The sequence below is a fragment of the Thioalkalivibrio sp. AKL8 genome, from assembly GCF_000380525.1.
In the GTDB taxonomy this organism is placed as follows: Bacteria; Pseudomonadota; Gammaproteobacteria; order Ectothiorhodospirales; family Ectothiorhodospiraceae; genus Thioalkalivibrio; species Thioalkalivibrio versutus.
In genome coordinates, this window is record NZ_AQYF01000001.1 from 37,457 (window position 1) to 59,758 (window position 22,302).

Consider the following 22,302-nt stretch of genomic DNA (forward strand, 5'->3'; position numbering starts at 1 on the left):
CATGTACGAAGAATTCTACGGCTTCACCGGCCGCCCCTTTGCCCTGAGCCCCGATCCGCGTTTTTTCTATGCCAGCAAGGGCCATAGTCGGGCGATGGCGTATCTCGAATACGGCGTGCAGCTGGAGGAGGGCTTCATCGTTATTACCGGCGAGGTCGGGGCCGGCAAGACGACGTTGGTGCGCAGTCTGTTCGAGACCCTGAGTGACAAGCCCCTGGTGGCGGCGCAGTTGGTCAGCACCCAGCTGGATGCAGAAGACTTGCTGCGTTCGGTCTGTCTCGCGTTCGGGCTGGACGATGCTCCCAGTCACAAGGCCGGCCAGCTGCGCCGTCTGGAGACCTTCCTGCGCGATACCCGGGCGCGTGGCCAGCGCGCGCTGCTGGTGGTCGACGAGGCGCAGAACCTGGGCCCCGATGCCGTTGAGGAGCTGCGCATGCTCTCCAATTTCCAGGGCGAGGACGGGCCGCTGCTGCAGAGCTTCCTGCTCGGGCAGCCGGAATTCCGGCGCCTGCTGCGGAGCGAGGACATGCAGCAGCTGCGCCAGCGGGTGATCGCGACCTACCACCTGGGGCCGATGGACGCAGACGATACCCGGGCCTACGTCGAGCACCGGCTCGCTCGGGTCGGCTGGGACGAGCGGCCGCATTTCGACGACGACATCTGGGCGCGCATCCACGACTACACCAGCGGCATCCCGCGCAAGGTAAACACCTTCTGTGACCGCCTGCTGCTGATGGGGTACCTGGAGGAATGTACCGACCTGGATGCCGCGCGGGCGCAGCAGGTGATCGACGAGATCGAGGAAGACCTGGAAGGGGTCCTGCTGGATGAGGGGCCGGCTGCCACGGTACGCCCCGAAGCCGGGTCGGGGGCGGACGGCCTGGATGATCGCCTGGTGGCCAGCCAGGTCTCCATGCTGCGGATCGAACAGGATATCGAGGCACTGGAGGAACGCCTGCAGCGGATCGAGCGCAATCTCCTGGTCAACTTCCGGGCGACCCAGGAGGTGCTGAAGATCGTGCGCGACGAGGGCTACGAAACGGAGGCGCTGGCGCCCGTTTCCAGTGCCGCGCAGTCGTAGCGGCCGAGGCCTGACATGCAGACGCAAAGTGCCGATCGGCCCAACGCCCTGACCGTCGATGTGGAGGATTACTTCCAGGTCTCGGCACTGGCCCCGCGCATCCCGCGCGATACCTGGGACACCCGCGAATGCCGCATCGAGCGCAACCTTGATCGCATCCTCCAGCTGTTCGATCAGAGCGGCGCGCAGGCGACCTTCTTCACCCTCGGCTGGATCGCCGAGCGTTACCCGCACGCGATCCGCCGCATCGTCGACGCCGGCCATGAGCTGGCGAGTCACGGCTACGGCCACGAGCGGGTCACGGATCTGGCGCCCGCCGCCTTCCGCGCCGATATCGAGCGCGCCCAGCGCATCCTCGAAGACCTCTCCGGAGCCCCGGTCCGCGGCTATCGCGCGCCCAGCTTCTCGATCGGCGAGGGCAATCTCTGGGCGCTGGAGGTGCTGCGCGAGGCGGGGCTGGAGTACAGCTCGAGTATCTACCCGGTGCATCACGATCACTACGGTATGCCGAAGGCCCCGCGACACCCGCATCGCCCGATGCCTGCCGGGGTCCTGGAGCTGCCCCCGGCGACCCTCCGCATGGGCGGGCGCAACCTCCCGGCGGCCGGTGGCGGCTATTTCCGGTTGCTGCCTTATGTGATGTCGCGCGGGGCCCTTCGGCGTATCGGGGCACGGGACGGGATGCCGGCGGTTTTCTACTTCCACCCCTGGGAGATCGATCCCGATCAGCCGCGGGTGTCCGGGCTCGGGGCGCGGAGCCGTTTCCGGCACTACGTGAACCTGCACCGGATGGAGTCGCGTCTGAAGCGTCTTCTGCAGGACTTTCGCTGGGATCGCATGGACCGCGTGTTTGCCGCGGAACTGGCGGCACCCGGGGACCATGCAAGAGTGACAGGGGAAGACAATGTACGAACCGCCTGATCAACGTGCCAGCGGTACCGGTGCCCTGCAGGTCCGGAAGCTGTGTGCGGCCGACCATGCGCGCTGGGATGCGTTCGTGGAGAACTGTCCGCAGGCCACCTTCTTCCACCGCGCAGGCTGGTCGACCGTTTTGCGCGAGGCGTTCGGACACGAGACGCACTTCCTCTATGCCGAGGTGGATGGCGCCATACAGGGCGTGCTGCCGCTGGCCCGTATCCGTTCCCGTCTGTTTGGGGACTCGCTGTCATCGCTGCCGTTCTGTGTCTACGGTGGTGTGGCCGCAGTCACCGACGGCGCGGCTGCGGCGCTGGATGCCCGAGCACAGGAGCTCGCCCGCCGCCTGAATGTTGATTATCTCGAGTATCGCCAGCGCGAACCGAGGCACCCGGACTGGCCGACCAAGAGCGAGCTCTACTTCACCTTCCGCCGCCTTCTGGATCCGGATGTCGACGAGAACATGAATGCGATCCCGCGCAAACAGCGGCGCATGGTGCGCAAGGGCATCAAGGCGGGCCTGGTCAGCGAGGTCGAACATGACATCGACCGCTTCTACCCGATTTACGCGGCCAATGTCCGGCGCATGGGGACCCCGGTCTTCGGCCCGAATTACTTTCGCAAATTGCTCGACGTGTTCGGTGATGATTGCGACGTGCTGACGGTGACGCATGAGGGCGAAGCGATCGCCAGCGTGGTCAGCTTCTGGTTCCGCAACGAGGTGCTGCCCTACTACGGCGCGGGAACCCCGCGCGCCCGCGAAGTGGCGGGCTACGACTTCCTCTATTGGGAGCTGATGCGCCGTGCCTGCGAGGCGGGCTACCGGGTATTCGATTTCGGCCGCAGCAAGCGCGATACCGGGTCTTTCAGCTTCAAGAAGAACTGGGGCTTCGAGCCGCAGCCGTTGTACTACGAATACGACCTGGTGCGTGCCCGCGAGATGCCGGACGTCAATCCCCTCAACCCGAAGTACCGCTACTTCATCGCCGCCTGGCAGCGCCTGCCGCTGCCCGTGGCCAACTGGCTGGGCCCCAAGATCTCCCGCTCCCTCGGCTGAAGGGCCTTTTCACCACAGGGCCAAAGAGAACACTGAGCAGGTCAAGGGCGGATTGACCATGAAGGTCGGTTTACGAGAACTGCCGGGTGCACGAAATGCTGGAATCGGGCCTGTCCTGCGTCTCTCAGGTTCCGATACCCGTCACTTACAAGGGGCAGACGCTGGATTGTGGATGCCGTATCGACATCCTGGTCGAGGACAGACTGATGATGGAATTGAAAAGTGTGGATGACCTGCAACGGGTTCACGAGACCCAAACCCTCAGGTACATGAAACTCGCGAATAGCGCGCAAGCCCTGTTGATCCATTTCAACAGCGTGCGCCTCAACGATGGCCTCAAACGCCTGGTTCTTTGATTTGAATGCCCTTCTTCGTGCCTTCGCGAGCTTCGTGGTGAACAAGCCTTATGGATGATCTGTTGTATCTGGTGCACCGGATTCCGTGGCCGCCCAACAAGGGGGACAAGATCCGCTCGCACCACATCCTGCGCTATCTGGCGCAGCACTATCGCGTGCATCTCGGCACGTTCATCGATGACCCGGCCGACGCTGCCTACCTGCCCGAACTCGAAGGGCTGTGCGCCAGTGTCTGTGCCCGTCCATTGCCGCGCCGCCGTGCCCAGTTGCGCGCCCTGAGCGGCTTGCTGAGTGGCGAGGCGCTCAGCGTGCCGTGGTATCGCGACCGGGAACTGGCGCGCTGGGTCCGTGCAACGCTGGCAAGGCAGCCGGTCGCCCGAGCCCTGGCCTTTTCCTCGGCGATGGCCCAGTACCTGCCGGAGGGGGGCGGGCTGACCCGGGTGGTCGACTTCGTGGACGTGGATTCCGACAAGTGGACGCAGTATGCGCCGACGCGGCGCTGGCCCATGAGCGCCATATATCGGCGCGAAGGGCGGCGGCTGCTGGCATACGAGCGACAGGTCGCGCAGGCCAGTGACGCCAGCCTGTTCGTGTCGCCGGCCGAGGCGGACACCTTTCGCGAGCAAGCACCGGAAGTGGCAGGCCGGGTGCATGCCCTGAACAACGGTGTCGATGCCGCCTTCTTCTCGCCCGATGCGGTTGCGGCACCCGGTCCCTATGCGGAGGGGGTGCGCACCGTGGTGTTCTCGGGGGCGATGGATTACTGGCCCAATGTCGATGCCGTGATCTGGTTCGCCGACCACGTCCTGCCTGCGCTGCGGCTCGAACATCCCGGTGTGGAGTTCTGCATCGTTGGCAGCCGGCCGGCCCCGGAGGTGATGGCGCTGGCGGATCGCCCCGGTGTCACGGTGACCGGATTCGTGGACGACGTGCGACCGTGGATCGCGCACGCGACCGTCGTCATTGCACCCCTGCGAATTGCCCGTGGGGTGCAGAACAAGGTCCTGGAGGCGATGGCCCTGGCGCGCCCGGTCGTGGCCAGCCCGCAGGCTCTGGAAGGCCTGACCGCGATGGCTGGGCGCGAGGTGATCCGTGCCGAGGCCGAACCGGGCGCGTTTCTGCAGGCCGTTTCCGGATATCTGCGTGCACCGGATCCGGCGCTCGGGCACGCGGCGCGCACCCGGGTGCTGGCGGACTATGACTGGGCGCGCAATCTCGCGCACCTGGGCGAGTTTCTCCGCCTGCACCCCGGCGGGGTCCCCGGCGCCGAGCCGGTCCCGGAGGCTGCCCATGGACGCTGAAACGCTCAACATCCGGGCGTCCGTGCGCGGCTCGTCCTGGTGGCTGGCCGGGCCGGTGCTGGTGCTGGGTTTGGTCGTGCTGGGATGGATGTTCTACCCGACGTTCGAATCCATTGTGGCCGTCTGGAACCGTTCGGAGACCTTTGCTCATGGTTTCCTGATTGTCCCCATCGTGCTGTTTCTGTTGTTTCTCAAGCGCGAGGAGGTGCTGGCCCTGGAGCCGCGTCCTTCCTGGTGGGCGCTGTTGCCCTTGCTGGGCTTTTCGCTGGTCTGGGTGGCGGGAGAGCTGGTGGATGTGGTGTCCGTGCGTCAGTTCGCGGCCGTCCTGATGATCCCCGCGCTGTTCTGGCTCGTGCTGGGCAATGCGATCACCTGGCGCTTGCAATTCCCTCTGGCGTACCTGCTGTTCGCGGTCCCGTTCGGTGAGTTCCTGGTGCCGCCGCTGATGGATTTCACCGCGGACTTCACCGTAACGGCGGTACAGCTCACCGGGATCCCGGTCTATCGCGACGGGTTGTATTTCGATCTGCCCACGGGCCGCTGGTCGGTAGTCGAGGCCTGCAGTGGCGTGCGCTATCTGATCGCGTCGGTCGCGCTCGGTACCCTGTACGCCTATCTCATGTATCGCAGCCCCTGGCGGCGGCTCGTGTTTGTCGGCGTCTCCATCGTGGTGCCGATCGTCGCCAATGGCCTGCGGGCCTACATGATCGTGATGATTGGTCATCTGAGCGACATGGAGTATGCGGCCGGGGTCGATCACCTGATCTATGGGTGGATCTTCTTCGGGGTGGTCATTGCGCTGATGTTCGGGATCGGGGCCTTCTGGCGCGAAGATATGGACCCGCCCACCGCACGCGTGCACACGCCGAAACAGCGACGCTCGTTGCAGGCCGGACCGTTCGCCGTGGCGGCCCTGCTGGCGGTGGTGCTGGCCAGCGTGGCCCCGCTGTATGCGGATTGGATGAACCAGCGTGATCTCGGTCCGGTGGCGGGTCTGGGCGTGGGCCCGTTGGCCCCGCCCGGCTGGCGGGTGCTGGAGGATCAGGCCGATGCCTGGGAGCCGGGTTATCGCGGCGCCCGCGATGGCCGGGGTGGCCTCGTCACGGCGGAATATGGCGGGCCGCCGGTGGGCATGCACGTGCTGTTCTACCGCGAACAGCACCATTACGGGAACATGGTGGGCTGGAGCAATACCCTGGCCGGGCGTCACCGCGTGGGGTCCTGGTCGCAATCCCATCGCGGGCAGGCCACGGTCGACGGTTACCCCAATCCCGAACGTTTCCTGTTGCATGGGCCCGGGCAGCAACTGCTGGTCTGGCGCTGGTATTGGGTGGACGGCCAGCTGACCACGTTGCCGCATACGGTCAAGGCTCGCGAGGCGCTGAACCGCCTGGTGGGAGGCCGCGATGACGCGGCCCTGGTCGTGCTCTATGTGCCCTATGGCTCCGAGCCCGGGGAAGAGGAGGCGACGCTACAGGCCTATGCGGCCGACGTCCTGCCCGAGCTCCTCGAGCAGCTCGCCGCTGTCGCGCGACAGTGACGGGCGCATCCGCCAAGACCGTCCGGGATGGTGACCCGCGACCCTGCGTGGCGCATATCATCCATCGCCTGGACATCGGCGGGATGGAGAACGGGCTGGTCAACCTGATCAACCACATGCCCGCGGACCGCTTCCGGCACGCCATCATCTGCATGACGGACTACACCGATTTTCGCCTGCGCATCCGGCGCGACGATGTCAGTCTGCATGCCCTGCACAAGCGCGAAGGCAAGGACCCGCAGGTCCACGTTCGCCTATGGCGACTGCTGCGTGCCCTGCAACCGGATATCGTCCATACCCGGAACTTCGGCACGCTGGAGGCGCAGGTGACCGCCGCGCTATCCGGCGTGCGCGCGCGCGTGCATGGCGAACACGGTTGGGATGTCGGCGACCTGGACGGCACGCGCGACCGCAACCGCCGATTGCGCCGGCTGATGCGGCCACTGGTCCGACACTACATTGCCCTTTCGCAGCATCAAAAGGGATACCTGCGGGATGCGATCGGGGTGCCCACAGCGCGTCTTTCGCACATCTTCAATGGTGTGGATACCGGCCGTTTCGCACCAACGTCAGAGGCGTTCGTGCCCCCGTTTCCAGAGGGCTTCCGGGGCCCCGGCACCTTCGTGATCGGCTCGGTCATGCGCATGCAGGCGGTCAAGGCGCCGCTGGACCTGGCACGGGCCTTTGTCGCACTGCGCGAACGGATGCCGACGGAATTTCCGCGCCTGCGTCTGGCGATGATCGGGGACGGCCCGCTGCGCGGGGAGGTCCGCCAGCTGCTGGAGCAGTCCGGGGTGGCCGGCCAGGCCTGGATCCCCGGTGCCCGGGAGGATATCCCCGACTGCCTGCGGGCGCTGGACCTCTTCGTCCTTCCCTCGCTGGCCGAAGGCATCTGCAACACCATCCTCGAGGCGATGGCCACCGGGCTCCCGGTGGTCGCGACGGATGTCGGGGGGAACCCGGACCTCGTCCAGCCGGGGGTGACCGGGGTGCTGGTCCCGGCGGGCGATCCGGACGCGATTGCGGCCGCGCTGATGGCCTATCCCGGCGACCCGGCACGGACCGCACGGCAAGGTGTGGCCGCTCGTGCGCGGGCCGAGGCGGAGTTCAGCATGGACGCGATGGTCGCGGGGTACATGGGGGTGTACGACCGGGTGTTAGGTAGATGCTGATCCATCGACGCGACTGCGTGGATGGATCAGCGCCTACCTTGGCGGCACAGAACGCGGGTCGGCGCCGCCGTTAGTTCCGGCGCTAACGCCAGGGGCCCTGTGGCGCGTATCGCGGTCGGTCCGCGGCGGGGTTGTCGTTTATGCTGAATTTTCCGTGATGGTGCGGCGGGGCTTGCCCCGATCAGGGCCTCCCCGGGGGTACCGTCCGGCGTCACTTGGCCTCGGCAAGGAAGCGATCAGGAACCCGACATGTGCGGCATTACCGGCATCTTCGATCTGCGCGACCGGCAGCCGATCAATCGGTCCCTGCTGGAGGCGATGAACGAGACCCAGTTTCACCGCGGTCCGGACGAGGGGGGTGTGCACCTGGAGCCGGGCGTCGGGCTGGCGCATCGTCGCCTGTCGATCATCGACCTCTCCGGCGGGCAGCAGCCGCTGTTCAACGAAGACGAGACCGTCGTTGTGACCTACAACGGCGAGATCTACAACTTCCCGGAGTTGACCGCCGAGTTGCAGCAGGCGGGGCACCGGTTCCGCTCCCACTGCGATACCGAAGTGATCGTGCATGCCTGGGAGGAGTGGGGCGAGGCCTGCGTACAGCGCTTTCGTGGCATGTTCGCGTTCGCCGTCTGGGATCGCAATCGCGACACCCTGTTCCTCGCCCGCGACCGCCTGGGGATCAAGCCGCTGTACTACAGTGCGCTGGCGGACGGGCACCTGATCTTCGGCTCGGAGCTCAAGGCGTTGATGGCGCATCCGGGGATGCCGCGACATATGGACCCGCATGCGGTGGAGGACTATTTCGCCTTCGGTTACGTGCCGGAGCCGCGCAGTATCTTCCGGGGCGTGCACAAGCTGCCGCCCGGCCACACGCTGACCGTGCGCCGCGGACAGGGCAACCTGAGCGAGCCGCGCGAATACTGGGACATCCCGTTCGGCGACAGTGGTGTGGCGGATGCCGACAGCGCCGCGGAGGAACTCACGGCGCGCCTGCGCGAGGCAGTGGACGTCCGCATGGTCGCGGAGGTCCCGCTGGGGGCCTTCCTCTCGGGCGGGGTGGACTCCAGCGCGGTGGTCGCGATGATGGCGGGTCTGTCCGACGACCCGGTGCGCACCAGTTCCATCGGCTTCGCCGATCCGGCCTACGACGAATCCCGCTACGCGCGGATGGTCGCCGAGCGCTACCACACGGATCACCGCACGCAGGAGGTCGATCCCGACGACTTTGCGCTGCTGGACCGCCTGAGCGGGCTCTACGATGAACCGTTTGCCGACAGTTCCGCGCTGCCGACCTATCGGGTCTGCGAACAGGCACGCCAGCAGGTCGTGGTTGCGCTGTCCGGGGACGGCGGCGACGAGAACCTGGCCGGCTATCGGCGCTATCGCCATCACCTGGCGGAGGAACGCCTGCGCGCGCCGCTGCCCCTGGGGCTTCGGCGGGCCGTGTTCGGGACCCTGGCGCGGTGGTATCCCAAGGCCGACTGGGCACCGCGCCCGTTCCGCGCCCGCGCCACCTTCCAGGCCCTGGCGCGGGACTCGGTCGAGGGCTATTTCCAGGGGGTATCCATCCTGCGCGACGATCTGCGCGCGCACCTGTTTTCGCCAGCGTTCCGGCGCTCGCTTCAGGGCTACAGCGCGGTGGAGGTCCTGCGTCGGCATGCGGCGCGCGCTCCCACCGAGCACCCGCTGTCGCTGGTGCAGTACCTGGACATGAAGACCTACCTGCCGGGCGACATCCTGACCAAGGTCGACCGCGCGAGCATGGCGCATTCGCTGGAGGTCCGGGTGCCCCTGCTCGACCACCAGCTGGTCGAGTGGACCTCGGGCCTGCCCCCGGATCTCAAGCTGCGGGGGACGGAGGGCAAGTACGTGCTGAAAAAGGCCATGGAGCCCTACCTGCCGGAGGAAATCCTCTATCGGCGCAAGAAGGGCTTCGCCGTCCCGGTCGCCGAGTGGTTTCGCGGACCGCTGCGTGAACGCATGCGGGCGCAGGTGCTGGGGCCGCGCATCGCCGACTCCGGCATCTTCGACATGGACTATCTCAAGACCCTCGTGGACCAGCACACCAGTGGCGCCCGCGACCACAGCCCGGCCCTGTGGTCGCTGTTGATGTTCGAGGGCTTCCTGGCCCGGTCGACGGCCTGATGCGGGGGTGGCAATGAAGATCCTGCATGTCCTTGATCACTCCATCCCGCTGCACAGTGGGTATACCTTCCGCACGGCCGCCATCCTGCGCGAGCAGCACCGGCTCGGCTGGGAGACGTTTCATTTGACCAGCCCCAAGCAGGGTGCGGTGGATGCGGACGAGGAGGATGTCGACGGCCTGCACTTCTACCGCACGCGCTATCGCCCCGGGACGCTGCCGGGGCTTGGCGAATGGGGGTTGATGCGTGCCCTGACCCGGCGCCTGGAGGCCGTGGCGCGGGAGGTGCAACCGGATGTGCTGCATGCCCATTCCCCGGTTCTCAATGCCCTGCCGGCGCTGCGGGTCGGCCGGCGTCTCGGCATCCCCGTAGTCTACGAGGTGCGGGCCTTCTGGGAGGATGCCGCGGTGGATCACGGGACCAGCCGCGAACACGGGCTGCGCTACCGCATGACGCGCGGTTTCGAGTCGTACGTGTTCCGCCGGGTGGACCACGTGACGACCATCTGCGAAGGCCTGCGGCGGGACATCGTCGCCCGGGGTATCCCGCAGGACCGGGTCACCGTGATCCCGAATGCGGTGGATGCCGAGGCCTTCCGCCTGGGCGGGGCGCCGGACGCCGAGCTCAAGGCGCAGCTCGGGCTGGCCAATGCCCGGGTGCTGGGCTTTATCGGCTCGTTCTATGCCTACGAGGGGCTGGACCTGCTGCTGGAGGCCTTTCCGCGCATCCGGGCGCAGGCCCCGGATGTACGCATCCTGCTGGTGGGTGGCGGGCCGCAGGCGGAACGCCTGCAGGAGCAGGCCCGGCGCCTGGGCATCGCCGATCAGGTCGTCTTTGCGGGTCGGGTGCCGCATGACCAGGTGCAGCGCTACTACGACCTGGTGGATCTGCTGGTTTACCCACGGCACTCGATGCGGCTGACCGAGCTGGTGACCCCGCTCAAGCCGCTGGAGGCGATGGCCCAGGGGCGACTGCTGGTGGCCTCGGACGTCGGCGGACACCAGGAACTGATCCGGCACGGCGAAACCGGCTGGCTGTTCCCCGCCGACGACCCGGGGGCGCTGGCGGACACGGTGCTCGACACCCTGGCCCGCGAGCCCGAATGGGATGCGGTACGCGCCGCGGGGCGCCGCTTTGTCGAGCAGGAACGCACCTGGGCGAGGAGTGTTGCCCGATACCAGGCGATTTACGAACGTCTGCGGGGTGTCGTGGAGCCCGCCCATGCCCGGTGACCGGCGTCACGCTGGCCGGCGCCCGCGCCTGGTGGTGTTCACCCGCGTCTACCCCAACGCGGCGCAACCCAACCTGGGGCTGTTCGTGCGCGAACGCATGCGGCGGGTGGCCGAACACCTGGACCTGGTCGTCGTGGCGCCGGCCCCGTGGTTCCCCTTCCAGGGGCTGCTCGGGCGTCTCCGGCCGCACTCGCGCCCGCCGCTGCCGCGCTACGAGGAGCAGGACGGCATTGTGGTCTATCACCCGCGGTTCTTCTGTTTTCCGGGCGTGCTCAAGTGGACCGACGGGTTCTTCCTGGCGCTGGGCAGTTTCTGGCTGATGCGGCGGTTGCGGCGCGATTTCCGGTTTGAGCTGATCGACGCCCACTTTGTCTATCCCGATGGCGTGGCCGCGCGCTGGCTGGCGCGCTGGTTGCGCTGCCCCTACACCATCACCCTGCGCGGCAGCCTCGTGCGCTTCGCCGGCAGCGCCCTGCATCGGCGCCAGATCAACCGGGCGATGAGCGCGGCGGCGCGGGTGTTCTCGGTGGCGGACTCGCTGCGGCAGGATGCGATCGCCTGGGGGCAGGCCCCCGGGCATGTGCAGGTCGTCGGCAACGGCGCGGACCTGCGGCGTTTCCATCCCGAGGACCGGGCCGGGGCCCGCCAGCGCCTGGGTCTGCCGCAGGAGGGCCGCTTCCTCGTGTCGGTGGGGGGGCTGACCGAGCGCAAGGGCTTTCACCGGGTGATCGCGACCCTCCCCGAATTGCTGCGCACGCAACCCGACCTGCACCTGGTCATTGCCGGCGGCGCGACCCCCGAGGGCAACAACGAGGCCGAGTTGCGCCAGCAGGTAAAGAGCCTGGGTCTGGAAGGCCGGGTCTGGTTCCTGGGGCAGGTATCGCCGGAAGACCTGCGTTTCGTCTATTCGGCTGGCGATGTGTTCGTCCTGGCCACCCGGTTCGAGGGGTGGGCGAATGTCTTCCTCGAGGCGTCGGCCTGCGCCCTGCCGATCGTGACCACCCGGGTCGGGGGCAACGCCGAGGTGGTGAATTCCGATCAGGTCGGGATCGTGGTCCCGTACGGCGACCATGACGCGCTGCGCGACGCCCTGCTGGAGGCGCTCGAGCGCGAATGGGACCGCGAGGCCATCCTGGCCCATGCGCGGGCGAATGCCTGGGAGACGCGGATCCCGGAGCTGGTTGCAGCCTTCGAGCAGATCGCGGCCGCGGATACCGCGACGGCCCCCGGGACCGCGCGGTCCGGCTGAACATGGGGCTTTATACCCAATGGGTGGCGCGCGGCCTGTTCCCGCTGCAGGAGCGGCTCAAGGGTCACCCCACGGTGGCGTGGCACAAGGCCCTGGAAGCCACTCAGTGGTGGACGCCGGAGGCCCTGCAGAGCCTGCAGCAGCAGCGGCTGCAGGGGCTTCTGGAACGTGTCGCGCGGCAGGTGCCGTTCTACCGGGAATGGTTTGCGCAACAGGCCTGGTCGCCTGCGGCGTTCTCCGGCATCGCGGACCTTCAGCGCCTCCCGGTCGTCGACAAGGCGCTGATCCGCGAACAGGGCGCGGCCTGGCGCGCGGAGGGCGCGAGGAACCTCGAAGAGCAGCACACCAGCGGGTCGTCCGGCGAACCTCTGAGGTTCTGGCTGGGCGCGGATCGCATCGGTATGGATATCGCCGCAAAGTGGCGGGCAACCCGCTGGTGGGGCGTGGACGTGGGCGACCGCGAACTGGTCCTGTGGGGATCCGCCGTCGAGAACGAGGCCCAGAACGGCATGCGTGCCTGGCGCGATCGCCTGTTCCGTTCGTACCTGGTGCCGGCCCGCGACCTGAATCTGGCGCGGCTCGACCGCATCATCGAGCAGATCCGCCAGCGGCGTCCGCGCATGCTGTTCGGGTATCCGTCGGCATTGTCCCGCGTGGCATGGCGGGCGCGCGAGCGGGGGCAGCGGCTGGATGATCTCGGGATTCGTGTCGCCTTCACGACCTCCGAGGTGTTGCGCCCGGAGTGGCGCGCGGTGATCGGCGAGGTGATGGGCTGTGGGGTCGCCAACGAGTACGGCGCGCGCGACGCCGGATTCATCGCCCGCGAATGTCCGGCGGGGGGCATGCACATCACGGCCGAGGCCCTGATCGTCGAGATCCTGGATGCGGAGGATCGACCGGTGCCGCCCGGCGCGACCGGAAACATCGTCATCACTAACCTGGTGGGCCCGGAATTCCCGTTCATCCGCTATCGCACCGGGGACCGGGGCGCTCTGGACCCGCGTCCCTGCCCCTGCGGGCGCGGCCTGCCGCTGCTGCGCGACATCGACGGCCGTGCCAACGACGGCCTGATCGCGACGGACGGTTCCTGGATCCACGGCAGCCGCTTCAACTACCTGATGCGCGACCTGCCCGGGCTGCGCGCCTACAAGGTCATCCAAAACGACCGACACCACGTCGAGGTGCTGCTGAGCCTGGTCGCCGCACTGCCGGCGGCCGCCGAGGAGCGCCTGCGCCGTGCATTGGTCGACGCGCTGGGGCAGGCGGTCCAGGTGGATGTGCGGGCGGTGGATGCCATCCCGCCGGACCCCAACGGCAAGCACCGCCATGTCGTCTGCCGCGTTCCCGATACCGATCAGCCAGCCCGGAACGCCTGAGTACTCACCACGAAGCGCACGAAGATACGAAGAAGGGCTAGTTAACAGGAAGCGGGGAAAACGGGAAGATTCGTGACGGTGGCGCTGGGACGTGCCGGGCGATCATAATAGCCCCCAGTGCGGCGCGTGCAGGTGAACCGACCGGGAAGCCGGTGTCTCGTGCGTGGGCGTGGTTGGAGGCCGAGATGCGTTTCGCTGCGCTCAACACATCCTACCCGCTACTGGGAACCCGGCTCAGGCAGTTTGTTTCCACGAACGGAATTCCCGGATCTGTTTCAGGTCCGCCTGTTCCGATTGCTCCGCCTTGAACAAATCCCAGCGCACCTGAAGGTTCAACCAGAAATCGGGCGACATGCCGAAAAAGCGTGCTAGACGCAGCGACGTGCTTGGCGTAATGCCGCGCTTCTGGTTCACGAGCTCGTTGATGCGCTGATACGGAACATGGAGCGCGTCCGCCAACTGGCGCTGGGAGATATGCATCGGCTCCAGGAACTCTTTCGCCAGCATTTCACCGGGGTGGGTCGGCTGTCGGTGGGTAGGGATGCGGACCATGATTGTGCCTCAGTGGTAATCCGTGATTTCGACCTGGTCGGGCCCGGAGTCTGTCCAGGCGAAGCAGATCCGATATTGCTCGTTGATTCGAATGCTGTATTGGCCTTTTCGCTCTCCCGCCAGGGCCTCCAGCCGGTTACCCGGCGGGACTCTCAGCTCCTCAACGTTCATGGCCGAATCCAGCAATTCCAGCTTTCTTGCGGCAACCCGCCATACAGATTGTGGGCAGACCTTGCGAGCAGCCTTCGACGAAAGCCCGTTGAAGATATCCTCAGTGCCTCGATCCTTGAAGCATACAATCATGGAAACACGGTATCACGGGTTCCATGCTATTCCAAAACCTGAAAAGGGCGGGGCGAAGGGCGCGTGGGTGTCACGGCCTGGAGATCCCGGCTCTCCGCTTCGCTGCGGCCGGGATGACGATGGTGGTGTGCTGCGGCCCGGATGACGGGGATATGGAAACCGTTGCAGTCGGGACTGCCCCAAGCGGTCGATCGCGGGCCATTTCGTCCAGAGCATTCGCGCGTTTCCCGCCTTCCTGTGACCCGCCCTTGCGTCGTGTCTTCGTGCGCTTCTTGGTTCATGCCAGGCGGGCGGCGGGGTGCGATTCGAGCCAGAGGTCGAGCATCATCAGGATCCAGACGAAGTCGCCGTAATAGGCTGCGTGGCCCTCGCGGTGCAGGCGGATCAGTTCGTCGATGAAGTCGTCGCGGAGGAAATTGCGGCCCTTCAGTCGCAGCAGGCTGTCGTATGCCAGCTCCCGCAGCGGCGCGTGCTCCTGCATCCAGACGCCGAACGGCAGGCCGAAGCCGTGTTTTTTCTTGTCGATGATGGCGTCGGGCAGGAAACCGGTAAACGCCTCCTTGTAGAAGTGGCGCAGCCGGCCGTTGCGCAGCTTCAGGTCCGATGGTACGCGGCAGGAGAACTCGACCAGATCGTCGTCCAGCATCGGGAAGGCGACATCGACGCCGGCCAGCTGGCACATCCCGGTCACCTTGCGCAGGTCGTTGTCGGCCAGGGTTTGCTGCCAGTCCAGGTACATCATGCGGTTGAGGGACGACGCCGATTGGGGCTGCGCGTAGATCCCGCGCATCAACTCCCAGGGGGCCTCGCGGTCCACCGCCGCGAGAAACTCCGGTGCGAACATCGTCTCCGGCGCCAGGCGGTGCAGGTAGTTGTAGGTCTGCAGTCGATCCGGCAGCGGGATACGCGCCTGTTCCACGTAGCTGCGGGCCTTGCCGGCCAGCGGCAGGCCGCGCGGTAGGCGGGTGAACAGCGGATCCAGCAGGTGGTGGCGCAGCGGCGCGGGGATCCGGCCCCAGTGTTCGAATACGCCCTGCTTGGCGTAGCGCGCATTCCCCGCGAACAGCTCGTCGCCGCCATCCCCGGCCAGTAGCCGGGTGATGCCGGCGTCGGCCGCCATGCGGGCGCAGAAATAGGCCGGCAGGGCCGACGAATTACCGAAGGGCTCGTCGTAGCTGCCGGCGATCCGGGGCACGGCGTCGACGACGTCCTCCGGCGTCACGTAGTACTCGTGCGCCTGGGTCCCGAAGTGCCGCGAGGCGATGCGCGCGTACTCCATCTCGTCGTATCCGGGCGCATCAAAGCCGATGCTGAAGCTGTCGGCCCCGGGGTGCATGCCGGCGAGCATCCCGGCCACCGTCGAGCTGTCCAGGCCGCCGCTCAGAAAGGCGCCGGGGCGGGGGGAGTCCGCACGTCGTTCCACCGCTGCTTGCGCGTGTTCGTGCAGGGCATGTTCCAGGGCCTCGGGCGTGGCCGCGCTGTCTTCCTCGAAGCGCGGGCGCCAGTAGCGGGACACCTCGGCCCGGTCGCCGTTGTGGGTCAGGCGGTGGGCGCCCGGCAGTTTCTCCAGCCCGGAGAACAGGCTGACCGGGGCCGGAAGCATGTGGAAGAAACAGTAGTGGTAGAGCCCCTCGCGGGTCACCTCGGTGGCAACCGCCGGGTGTGCGGCCACGCATCCGGCACTGGTGCCGAAGGCCACGCCGCCATCCAGGTGCGCAAAGTGAAGCGGTGTCTGGCCCAGGCGGTCGATGCCGGCCACCAGGCGGCCGTGCCCGGAATCCACGATGGCCAGTGCATAGTCGCCGCCAACCTGCTCGAAGAGGCCGATGCCGTGCTGCCGCCAGGCCTCCAGCAGGGCTTGCGCCGGGTCGTGCTCTCGCGCCCGTCGGGCCAGGGCAGGGTCCCGCCATTGCGGATGGCCGGTGATGGCGGCAATGACGTCGGCCTCCTGCGCGATCCAGCCGCCCCGGACCCGGCAGCCGCCCAGGCGGTTCGTGCATTGGGCGTCAGGCGCCCCGGAGAGCCCCGGGAGCGCCTGTCCCTGGGCCTCAAGGGCGCCGGCCGGTGATGCGGCATTCACCGCGAACCATCCACAAAGTCCCGCCATCCGTCCGCCTGTTGCCTGGTCGGGCCAGGGAAACGTTGATTGATGTATGCGTTCGCGCTCGAGTCGTTGTTGCTTGCTGACAAGGCGCGGGATGCGCGGGGCGAGGCCGCGCGCACTGCTCGCGAGCACGAATCCGTGCCGTGCTGGACCTCATTCTACGTGCGGGTCCGGGTGCGCGCGGTGGTCCGAGGCCCAGGGGCTTAACGAGCCGATCACGCAGGGGGCGCCGTCTGCCGGCGCCGATCTGGACAGCCCGTGCAGATGCGGTAACCTGCCGGACAATCCCGCATCCCGGCCGGGCAGGGATACCCGACCTTCAGGAACCCGTCATATGTCGACCCTCGATCACACCAAGAACCTGCTGGACAGTGCCCTGAGTCTGAACGGGAGAGCGCAGCACTTCGATCGCAAGACCACGCTGTTGGGTGGCGTACCGGAGCTGGACTCGATGGCGGTCGTTTCGCTGATCACCTCGATCGAGAGCCATTTCGACATCGTGATCGATGATGACGATGTCAGCGCCGAGACCTTCGAGACGCTCGGCACTCTGGTCGATTTCATCGACTCCAAGCTCGACAGCTAGGCGCGCGGCATGGAAGCCGGGTTCCTGGAGGGCAAGGCCGGGCCGGTATTCCATGTGCTCCATCTGCCGGATGGTCCCTCCATCCGGGGTGCTGTGCTGTTTGTCCCGCCCCTGGCCGAGGAGCTCAACAAGGCTCGCCGTATGGTGAATCTGCAAGCGCGCCGCCTGGCGCAGGCGGGCTACGCCGTGTTGATCCCGGACCTCTACGGGTGCGGCGATAGCGGCGGTGACTTTGGCGACGCGGACTGGGATCTCTGGTTGGACGACCTCGCACGCTGCAGCGAACACCTCGAGACGCGTTGCCCGGCGCCGTTCATGGTCTGGGGAGTGCGGGCGGGTTGCCTGCTCGCAGGTGACTTCCTGGCTACACGTGCGCAACCGGCGACGGCCGTGATCTTCTGGGCCCCGGTCACGAATGGCGAACAGCACCTGACCCAGTTCCTGCGCCTGCGCATGGCCGCCGGGCTGATGGGTGGACAGAAGGAAGGTACCGCCCAGCTGCGGGCCCAACTGGATGCGGGAGAGCCGCTGGAAGTCGCCGGGTATACCCTGGCGCCCGGGCTGGCCGCGCGCCTGGCGGCGGCCCGTCTGCAGCGGCCGCACGCGGAGGCGATCGAATGGTTCGAGGTGGCCGTGCAGGAGACCGCACCGCTGCCGCCGGCGAGCGAACGTCTGATCGAGCGCTGGCGAGAGGAGGGCGCCGCGGTCACCGCGACGGTCGTTGCTGGCGATGCCTTCTGGTCCACCCAGGACATCGTCGAGGTGCCGCAATTGTTGGAGGCGACCATGCAACGCCTGGAGGCTCTCCCATGAGCGAGCGCGCCGTCGTCTTCCATGTGGGGGAGGACGAACTCCTCGGGATCCTGCATCCCGGCGCGGAGGGCGCCCGGCGTGGCGTGCTGATCGCCGTGGGCGGGCCGCAGTACCGGGTAGGCAGCCACCGCCAGTTCCTGCTCCTGGCCCGACACCTCGCGGCGCGGGGGATACCCGTTTTCCGCTTCGACTTCCGCGGCATGGGCGATTCTTCCGGTGCCCAGCGGACGTTCCACGACGTGCACGACGACCTGCATGCGGCCGTCGATGCCTTTGCAGGCGAGGTGCCGGGGATGCGCGAGGTGACCCTATGGGGTCTGTGTGGCGCGGCCTCTGCGGCGTTGTTCTATGCCTGGCGCGACCCCCGTGTGACAGGCCTGGTGCTGGTCAACCCCTGGGCCCGCACCGAGGAAGGGCTGGCTCGGGCCTACCTGAAGACCTACTACCTCCAGCGCCTGTTCTCGCGCGATTTCTGGTCCGGGGCCCTCAAGGGGCGTTTTAACCCCTGGGTGTCCCTGCGCTCCCTGGGGCGCATGGTCGACACTGCGGTTGGTTCCGGTTCCGGTGGGGCTTCCGGCGAGCCCGACAACACAAGCCCGGATCGCATCGACAAAGGCCCCCTGCCGGACCGGATGGCCGAGGGCTGGCGGCGCTTCCAGGGACCCGTCCTGGTGATCCTGAGCGGCGATGACCTGACCGCGGCCGAGTTTCGCGATGTGGCGACGAACGCGCCGGAATGGAGTGGATTGCTGCAGGAGCCGCGCGTGACCCTCCGCGAACTGCCCGGTGCCAACCACACCTTTTCTCGCCGCGTGTGGCGCGACCAGGTGGCGCTGTGGACGCATGACTGGCTACAGACATTGCCGGAACGAGGGCGGGAGTGATGTCGTCCGTGGAGCAAGCCCGGACGAGCAGCAGGGCCCCGGCCGCGCCGGAGGGTCGTGACCGCAAGCCCCTGGTGTCGGTGATCATGCCGGCCTACAACACGGCCGCATATATTGCCGAGTCCGTCGACAGTGTTCTGGATCAGGACTACCCGGGCATCGAGCTGATCGTGGTAGACGACGGCTCGACCGACGGGACGCTCGACATCCTGCGCGGATATGGTGACCGCCTGACACTGCTGACCCAGCAGAACCAGGGGGCGGCCGTGGCCCGCAATGCCGGCGTCGCGAGGGCGGGCGGTGACTACATCGCCTTTATCGATTCCGACGATGTCTGGTTGCCGGGAAAGGTCGCGGCTCAGGTGGATTACATGGACCGGCATCCCGGGATCGGGATGACCTTTACCGCCTGGGCCACATGGAAGCCCGATCCGTCTGGCACGTTCCTGAAACCTGATGCGGCCAAGGGTGCGTACCCGATGACCCCTGACGGCAAATCGCTTGTGGATCGCGGGTCCGGATGGCTTTACAACCGTCTGCTCTTCGGCTCGCTGCCTCACACCATCACGGTGATGATGCGACGCGACCTGGTGGAACGTGTCGGACAGTTCGACCCTGATCTCAAAAGGGGGCAGGACTACGATTACTGGTTGCGGGCGTCGCGCTTGACCGAGATCCACCAACTGAACCTCGTGACGGCTCTCTACCGGCTTCATGGCGAGGGCTGCATCACCAAGTACCCCGACACGAATTACGAATTCGAGGTCGTCCGCAAGGCGCTCGGCCGCTGGGGTCGGGTTGGCCCGGGCGGAGAGCAGACGTCACGCGGCGCGATTCGCAGGCGCCTTGCCGAGACCTGCTTCAGTTTCGGCTATCACCATTACTGGGAGGGGGATCCGAGGCTGGCGGCACGATCGTTCCTGCAGTCGACGCTTCGGGACCCCTGGTCCGTGTCCACCTGGGCCTACCTGGTCCTGAGTGCCGGGAAGAGTGTGGCAGGGAGACGCAAGGCGCGGTGAGGCATTGGGCCGGGCCCGGCATCGTCCGGGGTGATTAAGGGCCCTCGGCAAGACCCAAGCCGGAGACAGAAGGAGGTTCCATGACTGAAGATCCATCTTCCGCCCAGGCCGAGCGGGTCGAGGCCGAGGCCTACGAGAGCATGATGCAGCTGGCCGAAAGCGCGGGCATCCCGGGCTTTCGAGCGGTCCGTAGCGGGACGCATGTTGCCCTGATCGCCCCGGGCCTGAAGAAGATGCTGGTCTTTAACCGGGTGCTGGGATTGGGCGTTTCAGACCCGGCAACCGAGGCCCATATTGATGAACTAGCGGCCCTGTACGCCGAGCATGACCTTCCCTGGGCAATCGAGCTCAGCCCTCATGCCCGCCCGGAGTCCGTTCTCCAATGGCTACGCGATCGCAGGATTCGCCGGGGGGCGGCATCTGCGGTCCTGATGCGGGCCAGCAGCGACGTCCCCGAGGGGAAGAGCGATCTCGAGATCCGCCCCTGGCGGCCAGAAGACGAATATGCCGGCGCCGCGCTGGCGGTCGATGCGTTCTCCGTGCCGCAGGAGGCAAAGGCCCTTCTGGCGGAACTGCCGCGATCACCCAAATGGCGTCAGTGGCTGGCGCTCGACGATGGAACGGTGGTGGCAACCGGCCTGTTGTATCTCGGGGACGGGGTGGCCTGGGCCGGGTGGGAAGCAACCCGCCCGGACTACCGTGGACGTGGCCTGCATGGGGCGCTCATCTCCGCTTGCCTCAGGGACGCGTCGCTGCATGGGTGTACGTCGGTGATCACGGATACCGCCGTGGGGACACCGGACAGGCCTGACCCGTCCTATCAAAACCACCTCCGCAAGGGGTTCGAGGTATTGCATCTCCGGCATACGTACCTGGCTGTGCCTGGAGTGGTCGCGCCGGCGTAGCCTGGAAACAGACGTTGGCCAGAGGCTCGGCGCAGCCTCGTGGTTACGGGGTCGCCGTCTCTTCCAGGGTCGAGATCAGTGCCTTTCGGTCGGCCTTGCCATTGGCGTTGAGCGGCAGGTTGTCCAGCGAGTGGATGGCCCGGGGCACCATCACCGTGGGCAGTCGCTGGCGGAGTCGGTCGCGTATGGCCGATTCGTCCATATCTTCCGCGACCACGAAGGCCACGATCCCCGAGGCGCCGCTTTCCGTTCGTGGCCATCCAACGGCCACTGCCTGGTCCGTGCCGGCGGCCTCGCGCAGTGCGGCCTCCACCTCGCCGAGCTCGATCCGCACCCCGCCAATCTTGATCTGGTGATCCAGGCGCCCGAGAAAGATGAGCGGTTCGCCCGGGGGCGGGCGACGCACCAGGTCCCCCGTGCGGTAGTGCACGCGCCCATCGTCCAGGTGCACAAAGGCCTGCGCCGTGCGTTCGGGGTCCTTCCAGTAGCCGGGCGTCACCTGCGGGCCGCTGATCAGCAGTTCGCCCTCGGCCCCGACCGGCACCTCCCGCAGGGTCTCGTCCGCCACGCGCAGTCCGACCTGGTTTCCCGGGTAGCCGATCGGCACCATGCCGTGCTCGCATTCCGCCGGCGAGCGCTCCCCGTCCCAGCGGTAGTAGCAGGCATCCACCGTGCATTCGGTGGGCCCGTAGGCATTGTCGACAATGGCATTGGGGGCGGCGGCCGCCATCGCCTCGGCCAGCTCCGCTGACAGGGCCTCCCCGCCAAAGCGGCACAGGCGCAGATCCGGGAACCGTCCCGGCGCCCAGCCGTTGCGGCGATTCATCCCGTGCCCGGCCGAGGGGGTGATGTCGATTACCGTGAGGGCCTTGTCCGCGATGTAGCGGTTGGGGTTGAACCACTCCTTGGCGGAGGGGCAGCACAGGCAGGCGCCAAAGGCCCACGACACGTACAGGTCGAACATCGAGGAATCGAAGGTGATGTCGTAGAACTGCGAAAAGCGGTCCGTCTCGCTAATGCCGAACTCGCGGTAGCGCTCCTGCGACATCTCCACGAAACGGGCTGCGTTGCGCTGCAGAACCCCCACACCCTTGGGGACGCCCGTGCTGCCGGAGGTGAAGAACAGGCAGGCCAGGTCATCCGGGGATACGGCCGCCGGCGCCCAGTCCGCGGGCCGATGGGAATCGCCGGCCACCCGGACGTCGTGTCGGGGCCAGCGCGTTTGCAGGTCCTCCAGTCGCTGCGTATCGGGTAGCAGGATCAGGAGCGGGCGGGAGAATGCCTGCAGCAGTTCATCGAGCCGCTCAAGACCCTGGGTATCCACCAGCAACGCCGACAGATCGGCCTGTTCGGCCATGGCCACCGTACGTTCCGTGGGAAACCCCGGGTTCAGCGGAACCAGAGCTTGGCCGGCCATCAGGGTGCCCAGAATCCCGCGGTACATCGCGAGCGAGCGCTGGGCCAGTACACCGACCCGGCCGGGCCCGGTCGGGCTCTGCTGCAGCGTGTGGGCGCTATCTGCGCCGGCCGCGAACAGCTCCTCGTAGCTCAGGACGCGACCCTCGACATCCAGGGCGGGGCGTTCCGGGAAGCGTTCGACGGAGCGCAGGAAGCCGGTCAGTAAACCCTTCGTTATCCTGGCGTTTGGCATGGATGCAGTCCTCGCTCTCCTCGGGAACCCTTTACTGCTGCGGCTTCCGGGGGTTTTTGGGT

General features: G+C 67.1%; 19 protein-coding genes and 1 pseudogene. 16 read left to right on the forward strand and 4 right to left on the reverse strand.

Annotated features, from left to right (window positions below; genetic code table 11):
- Window position 1: 1 nt before the first annotated feature.
- From G335_RS0100175 to G335_RS0100225, 11 genes and pseudogenes are all read left to right on the forward strand, one after another.
- Entirely contained in the window at window positions 2-1,081 is a 1,080-nt protein-coding gene (locus tag G335_RS0100175; protein WP_018169317.1) for an XrtA/PEP-CTERM system-associated ATPase, read from the forward strand.
- A gap of 15 nt (window positions 1,082-1,096) precedes the next feature.
- Window positions 1,097-2,002 carry an XrtA system polysaccharide deacetylase gene (locus G335_RS0100180; RefSeq protein WP_018175546.1) on the forward strand — a complete coding sequence of 302 codons (906 nt, stop codon included), beginning with the start codon at window positions 1,097-1,099 and terminating at the stop codon, window positions 2,000-2,002.
- Window positions 1,986-3,053 (forward strand): FemAB family XrtA/PEP-CTERM system-associated protein, encoded by a 1,068-nt coding sequence (locus G335_RS0100185; protein WP_018175547.1) that lies wholly within the window; start codon window positions 1,986-1,988, stop codon window positions 3,051-3,053. Before G335_RS0100180 ends, G335_RS0100185 begins: the two co-directional genes overlap by 17 nt.
- Before the next feature lie 77 nt (window positions 3,054-3,130).
- A pseudogene (locus G335_RS0100190) lies at window positions 3,131-3,409 on the forward strand (GxxExxY protein); the annotation flags it as partial.
- A 50-nt stretch (window positions 3,410-3,459) separates the two neighbouring features.
- Window positions 3,460-4,710, forward strand: coding sequence for a TIGR03087 family PEP-CTERM/XrtA system glycosyltransferase (locus G335_RS0100195; protein WP_018175549.1), 1,251 nt, complete (start codon window positions 3,460-3,462; stop codon window positions 4,708-4,710).
- Window positions 4,700-6,250, forward strand: a complete 1,551-nt coding sequence (xrtA, locus tag G335_RS0100200; protein WP_018169312.1) for an exosortase A — start codon at window positions 4,700-4,702, stop codon at window positions 6,248-6,250. Before G335_RS0100195 ends, xrtA begins: the two co-directional genes overlap by 11 nt.
- 47 nt (window positions 6,251-6,297) lie before the next feature.
- The gene (locus G335_RS0100205; RefSeq protein ID WP_026304728.1) at window positions 6,298-7,422 is read left to right on the forward strand and encodes a TIGR03088 family PEP-CTERM/XrtA system glycosyltransferase; all 1,125 of its coding nucleotides are present in this window, start codon (window positions 6,298-6,300) and stop codon (window positions 7,420-7,422) included.
- 249 nt (window positions 7,423-7,671) lie between these two features.
- Window positions 7,672-9,567: an XrtA/PEP-CTERM system amidotransferase gene (locus G335_RS0100210; RefSeq protein ID WP_018175551.1), complete on the forward strand. Its 1,896-nt coding sequence runs from the start codon at window positions 7,672-7,674 to the stop codon at window positions 9,565-9,567.
- A gap of 13 nt (window positions 9,568-9,580) precedes the next feature.
- On the forward strand, window positions 9,581-10,798 hold the full coding sequence (locus tag G335_RS0100215; RefSeq protein WP_018169309.1) for a TIGR04063 family PEP-CTERM/XrtA system glycosyltransferase: 1,218 nt from the start codon (window positions 9,581-9,583) through the stop codon (window positions 10,796-10,798).
- A complete protein-coding gene (locus G335_RS0100220) occupies window positions 10,788-12,047 on the forward strand; it encodes a glycosyltransferase (protein WP_018175552.1) in 1,260 nt (419 codons plus the stop codon). Before G335_RS0100215 ends, G335_RS0100220 begins: the two co-directional genes overlap by 11 nt.
- Before the next feature lie 2 nt (window positions 12,048-12,049).
- Complete coding sequence (locus G335_RS0100225; RefSeq protein ID WP_018175553.1) at window positions 12,050-13,423, forward strand: phenylacetate--CoA ligase family protein; 1,374 nt, start codon at window positions 12,050-12,052, stop codon at window positions 13,421-13,423.
- Window positions 13,424-13,657: 234 nt separating this feature from the next.
- On the opposite strand, the gene G335_RS0100230 is transcribed toward G335_RS0100225, so the two are convergent.
- The 3 genes from G335_RS0100230 to G335_RS0100240 all read right to left on the reverse strand — a co-directional run bounded on the left by G335_RS0100230 (window position 13,658) and on the right by G335_RS0100240 (window position 16,385).
- On the reverse strand, window positions 13,658-13,975 hold the full coding sequence (locus G335_RS0100230; RefSeq protein ID WP_018175554.1) for a HigA family addiction module antitoxin: 318 nt from the start codon (window positions 13,973-13,975) through the stop codon (window positions 13,658-13,660).
- Window positions 13,976-13,984: 9 nt separating this feature from the next.
- Window positions 13,985-14,278 (reverse strand): type II toxin-antitoxin system RelE/ParE family toxin, encoded by a 294-nt coding sequence (locus G335_RS0100235; RefSeq protein WP_018175555.1) that lies wholly within the window; start codon window positions 14,276-14,278, stop codon window positions 13,985-13,987.
- A 277-nt stretch (window positions 14,279-14,555) separates the two neighbouring features.
- Complete coding sequence (locus tag G335_RS0100240; protein ID WP_043689659.1) at window positions 14,556-16,385, reverse strand: asparagine synthase-related protein; 1,830 nt, start codon at window positions 16,383-16,385, stop codon at window positions 14,556-14,558.
- Window positions 16,386-16,716: 331 nt separating this feature from the next.
- On the opposite strand from G335_RS0100240, the gene G335_RS0100250 reads away from it, so the two are divergent.
- The 5 genes from G335_RS0100250 to G335_RS0100270 all read left to right on the forward strand — a co-directional run bounded on the left by G335_RS0100250 (window position 16,717) and on the right by G335_RS0100270 (window position 20,589).
- On the forward strand, window positions 16,717-16,968 hold the full coding sequence (locus tag G335_RS0100250) for a phosphopantetheine-binding protein (RefSeq protein WP_018169304.1): 252 nt from the start codon (window positions 16,717-16,719) through the stop codon (window positions 16,966-16,968).
- A gap of 9 nt (window positions 16,969-16,977) precedes the next feature.
- Window positions 16,978-17,781 (forward strand): hydrolase 2, exosortase A system-associated, encoded by an 804-nt coding sequence (locus G335_RS0100255; RefSeq protein ID WP_018169303.1) that lies wholly within the window; start codon window positions 16,978-16,980, stop codon window positions 17,779-17,781.
- Window positions 17,778-18,665, forward strand: a complete 888-nt coding sequence (locus G335_RS0100260; protein ID WP_018175557.1) for a hydrolase 1, exosortase A system-associated — start codon at window positions 17,778-17,780, stop codon at window positions 18,663-18,665. Before G335_RS0100255 ends, G335_RS0100260 begins: the two co-directional genes overlap by 4 nt.
- A complete protein-coding gene (locus G335_RS0100265) occupies window positions 18,665-19,684 on the forward strand; it encodes a glycosyltransferase (RefSeq protein ID WP_018175558.1) in 1,020 nt (339 codons plus the stop codon). The genes G335_RS0100260 and G335_RS0100265 overlap by 1 nt, the downstream gene beginning before the upstream one ends.
- A gap of 80 nt (window positions 19,685-19,764) precedes the next feature.
- The gene (locus tag G335_RS0100270; RefSeq protein WP_018175559.1) at window positions 19,765-20,589 is read left to right on the forward strand and encodes a GNAT family N-acetyltransferase; all 825 of its coding nucleotides are present in this window, start codon (window positions 19,765-19,767) and stop codon (window positions 20,587-20,589) included.
- A gap of 43 nt (window positions 20,590-20,632) precedes the next feature.
- Here G335_RS0100270 and G335_RS0100275 read toward each other — a convergent pair whose 3' ends face one another.
- Complete coding sequence (locus G335_RS0100275) at window positions 20,633-22,240, reverse strand: amino acid adenylation domain-containing protein (protein ID WP_018175560.1); 1,608 nt, start codon at window positions 22,238-22,240, stop codon at window positions 20,633-20,635.
- Window positions 22,241-22,302: the final 62 nt, after the last annotated feature.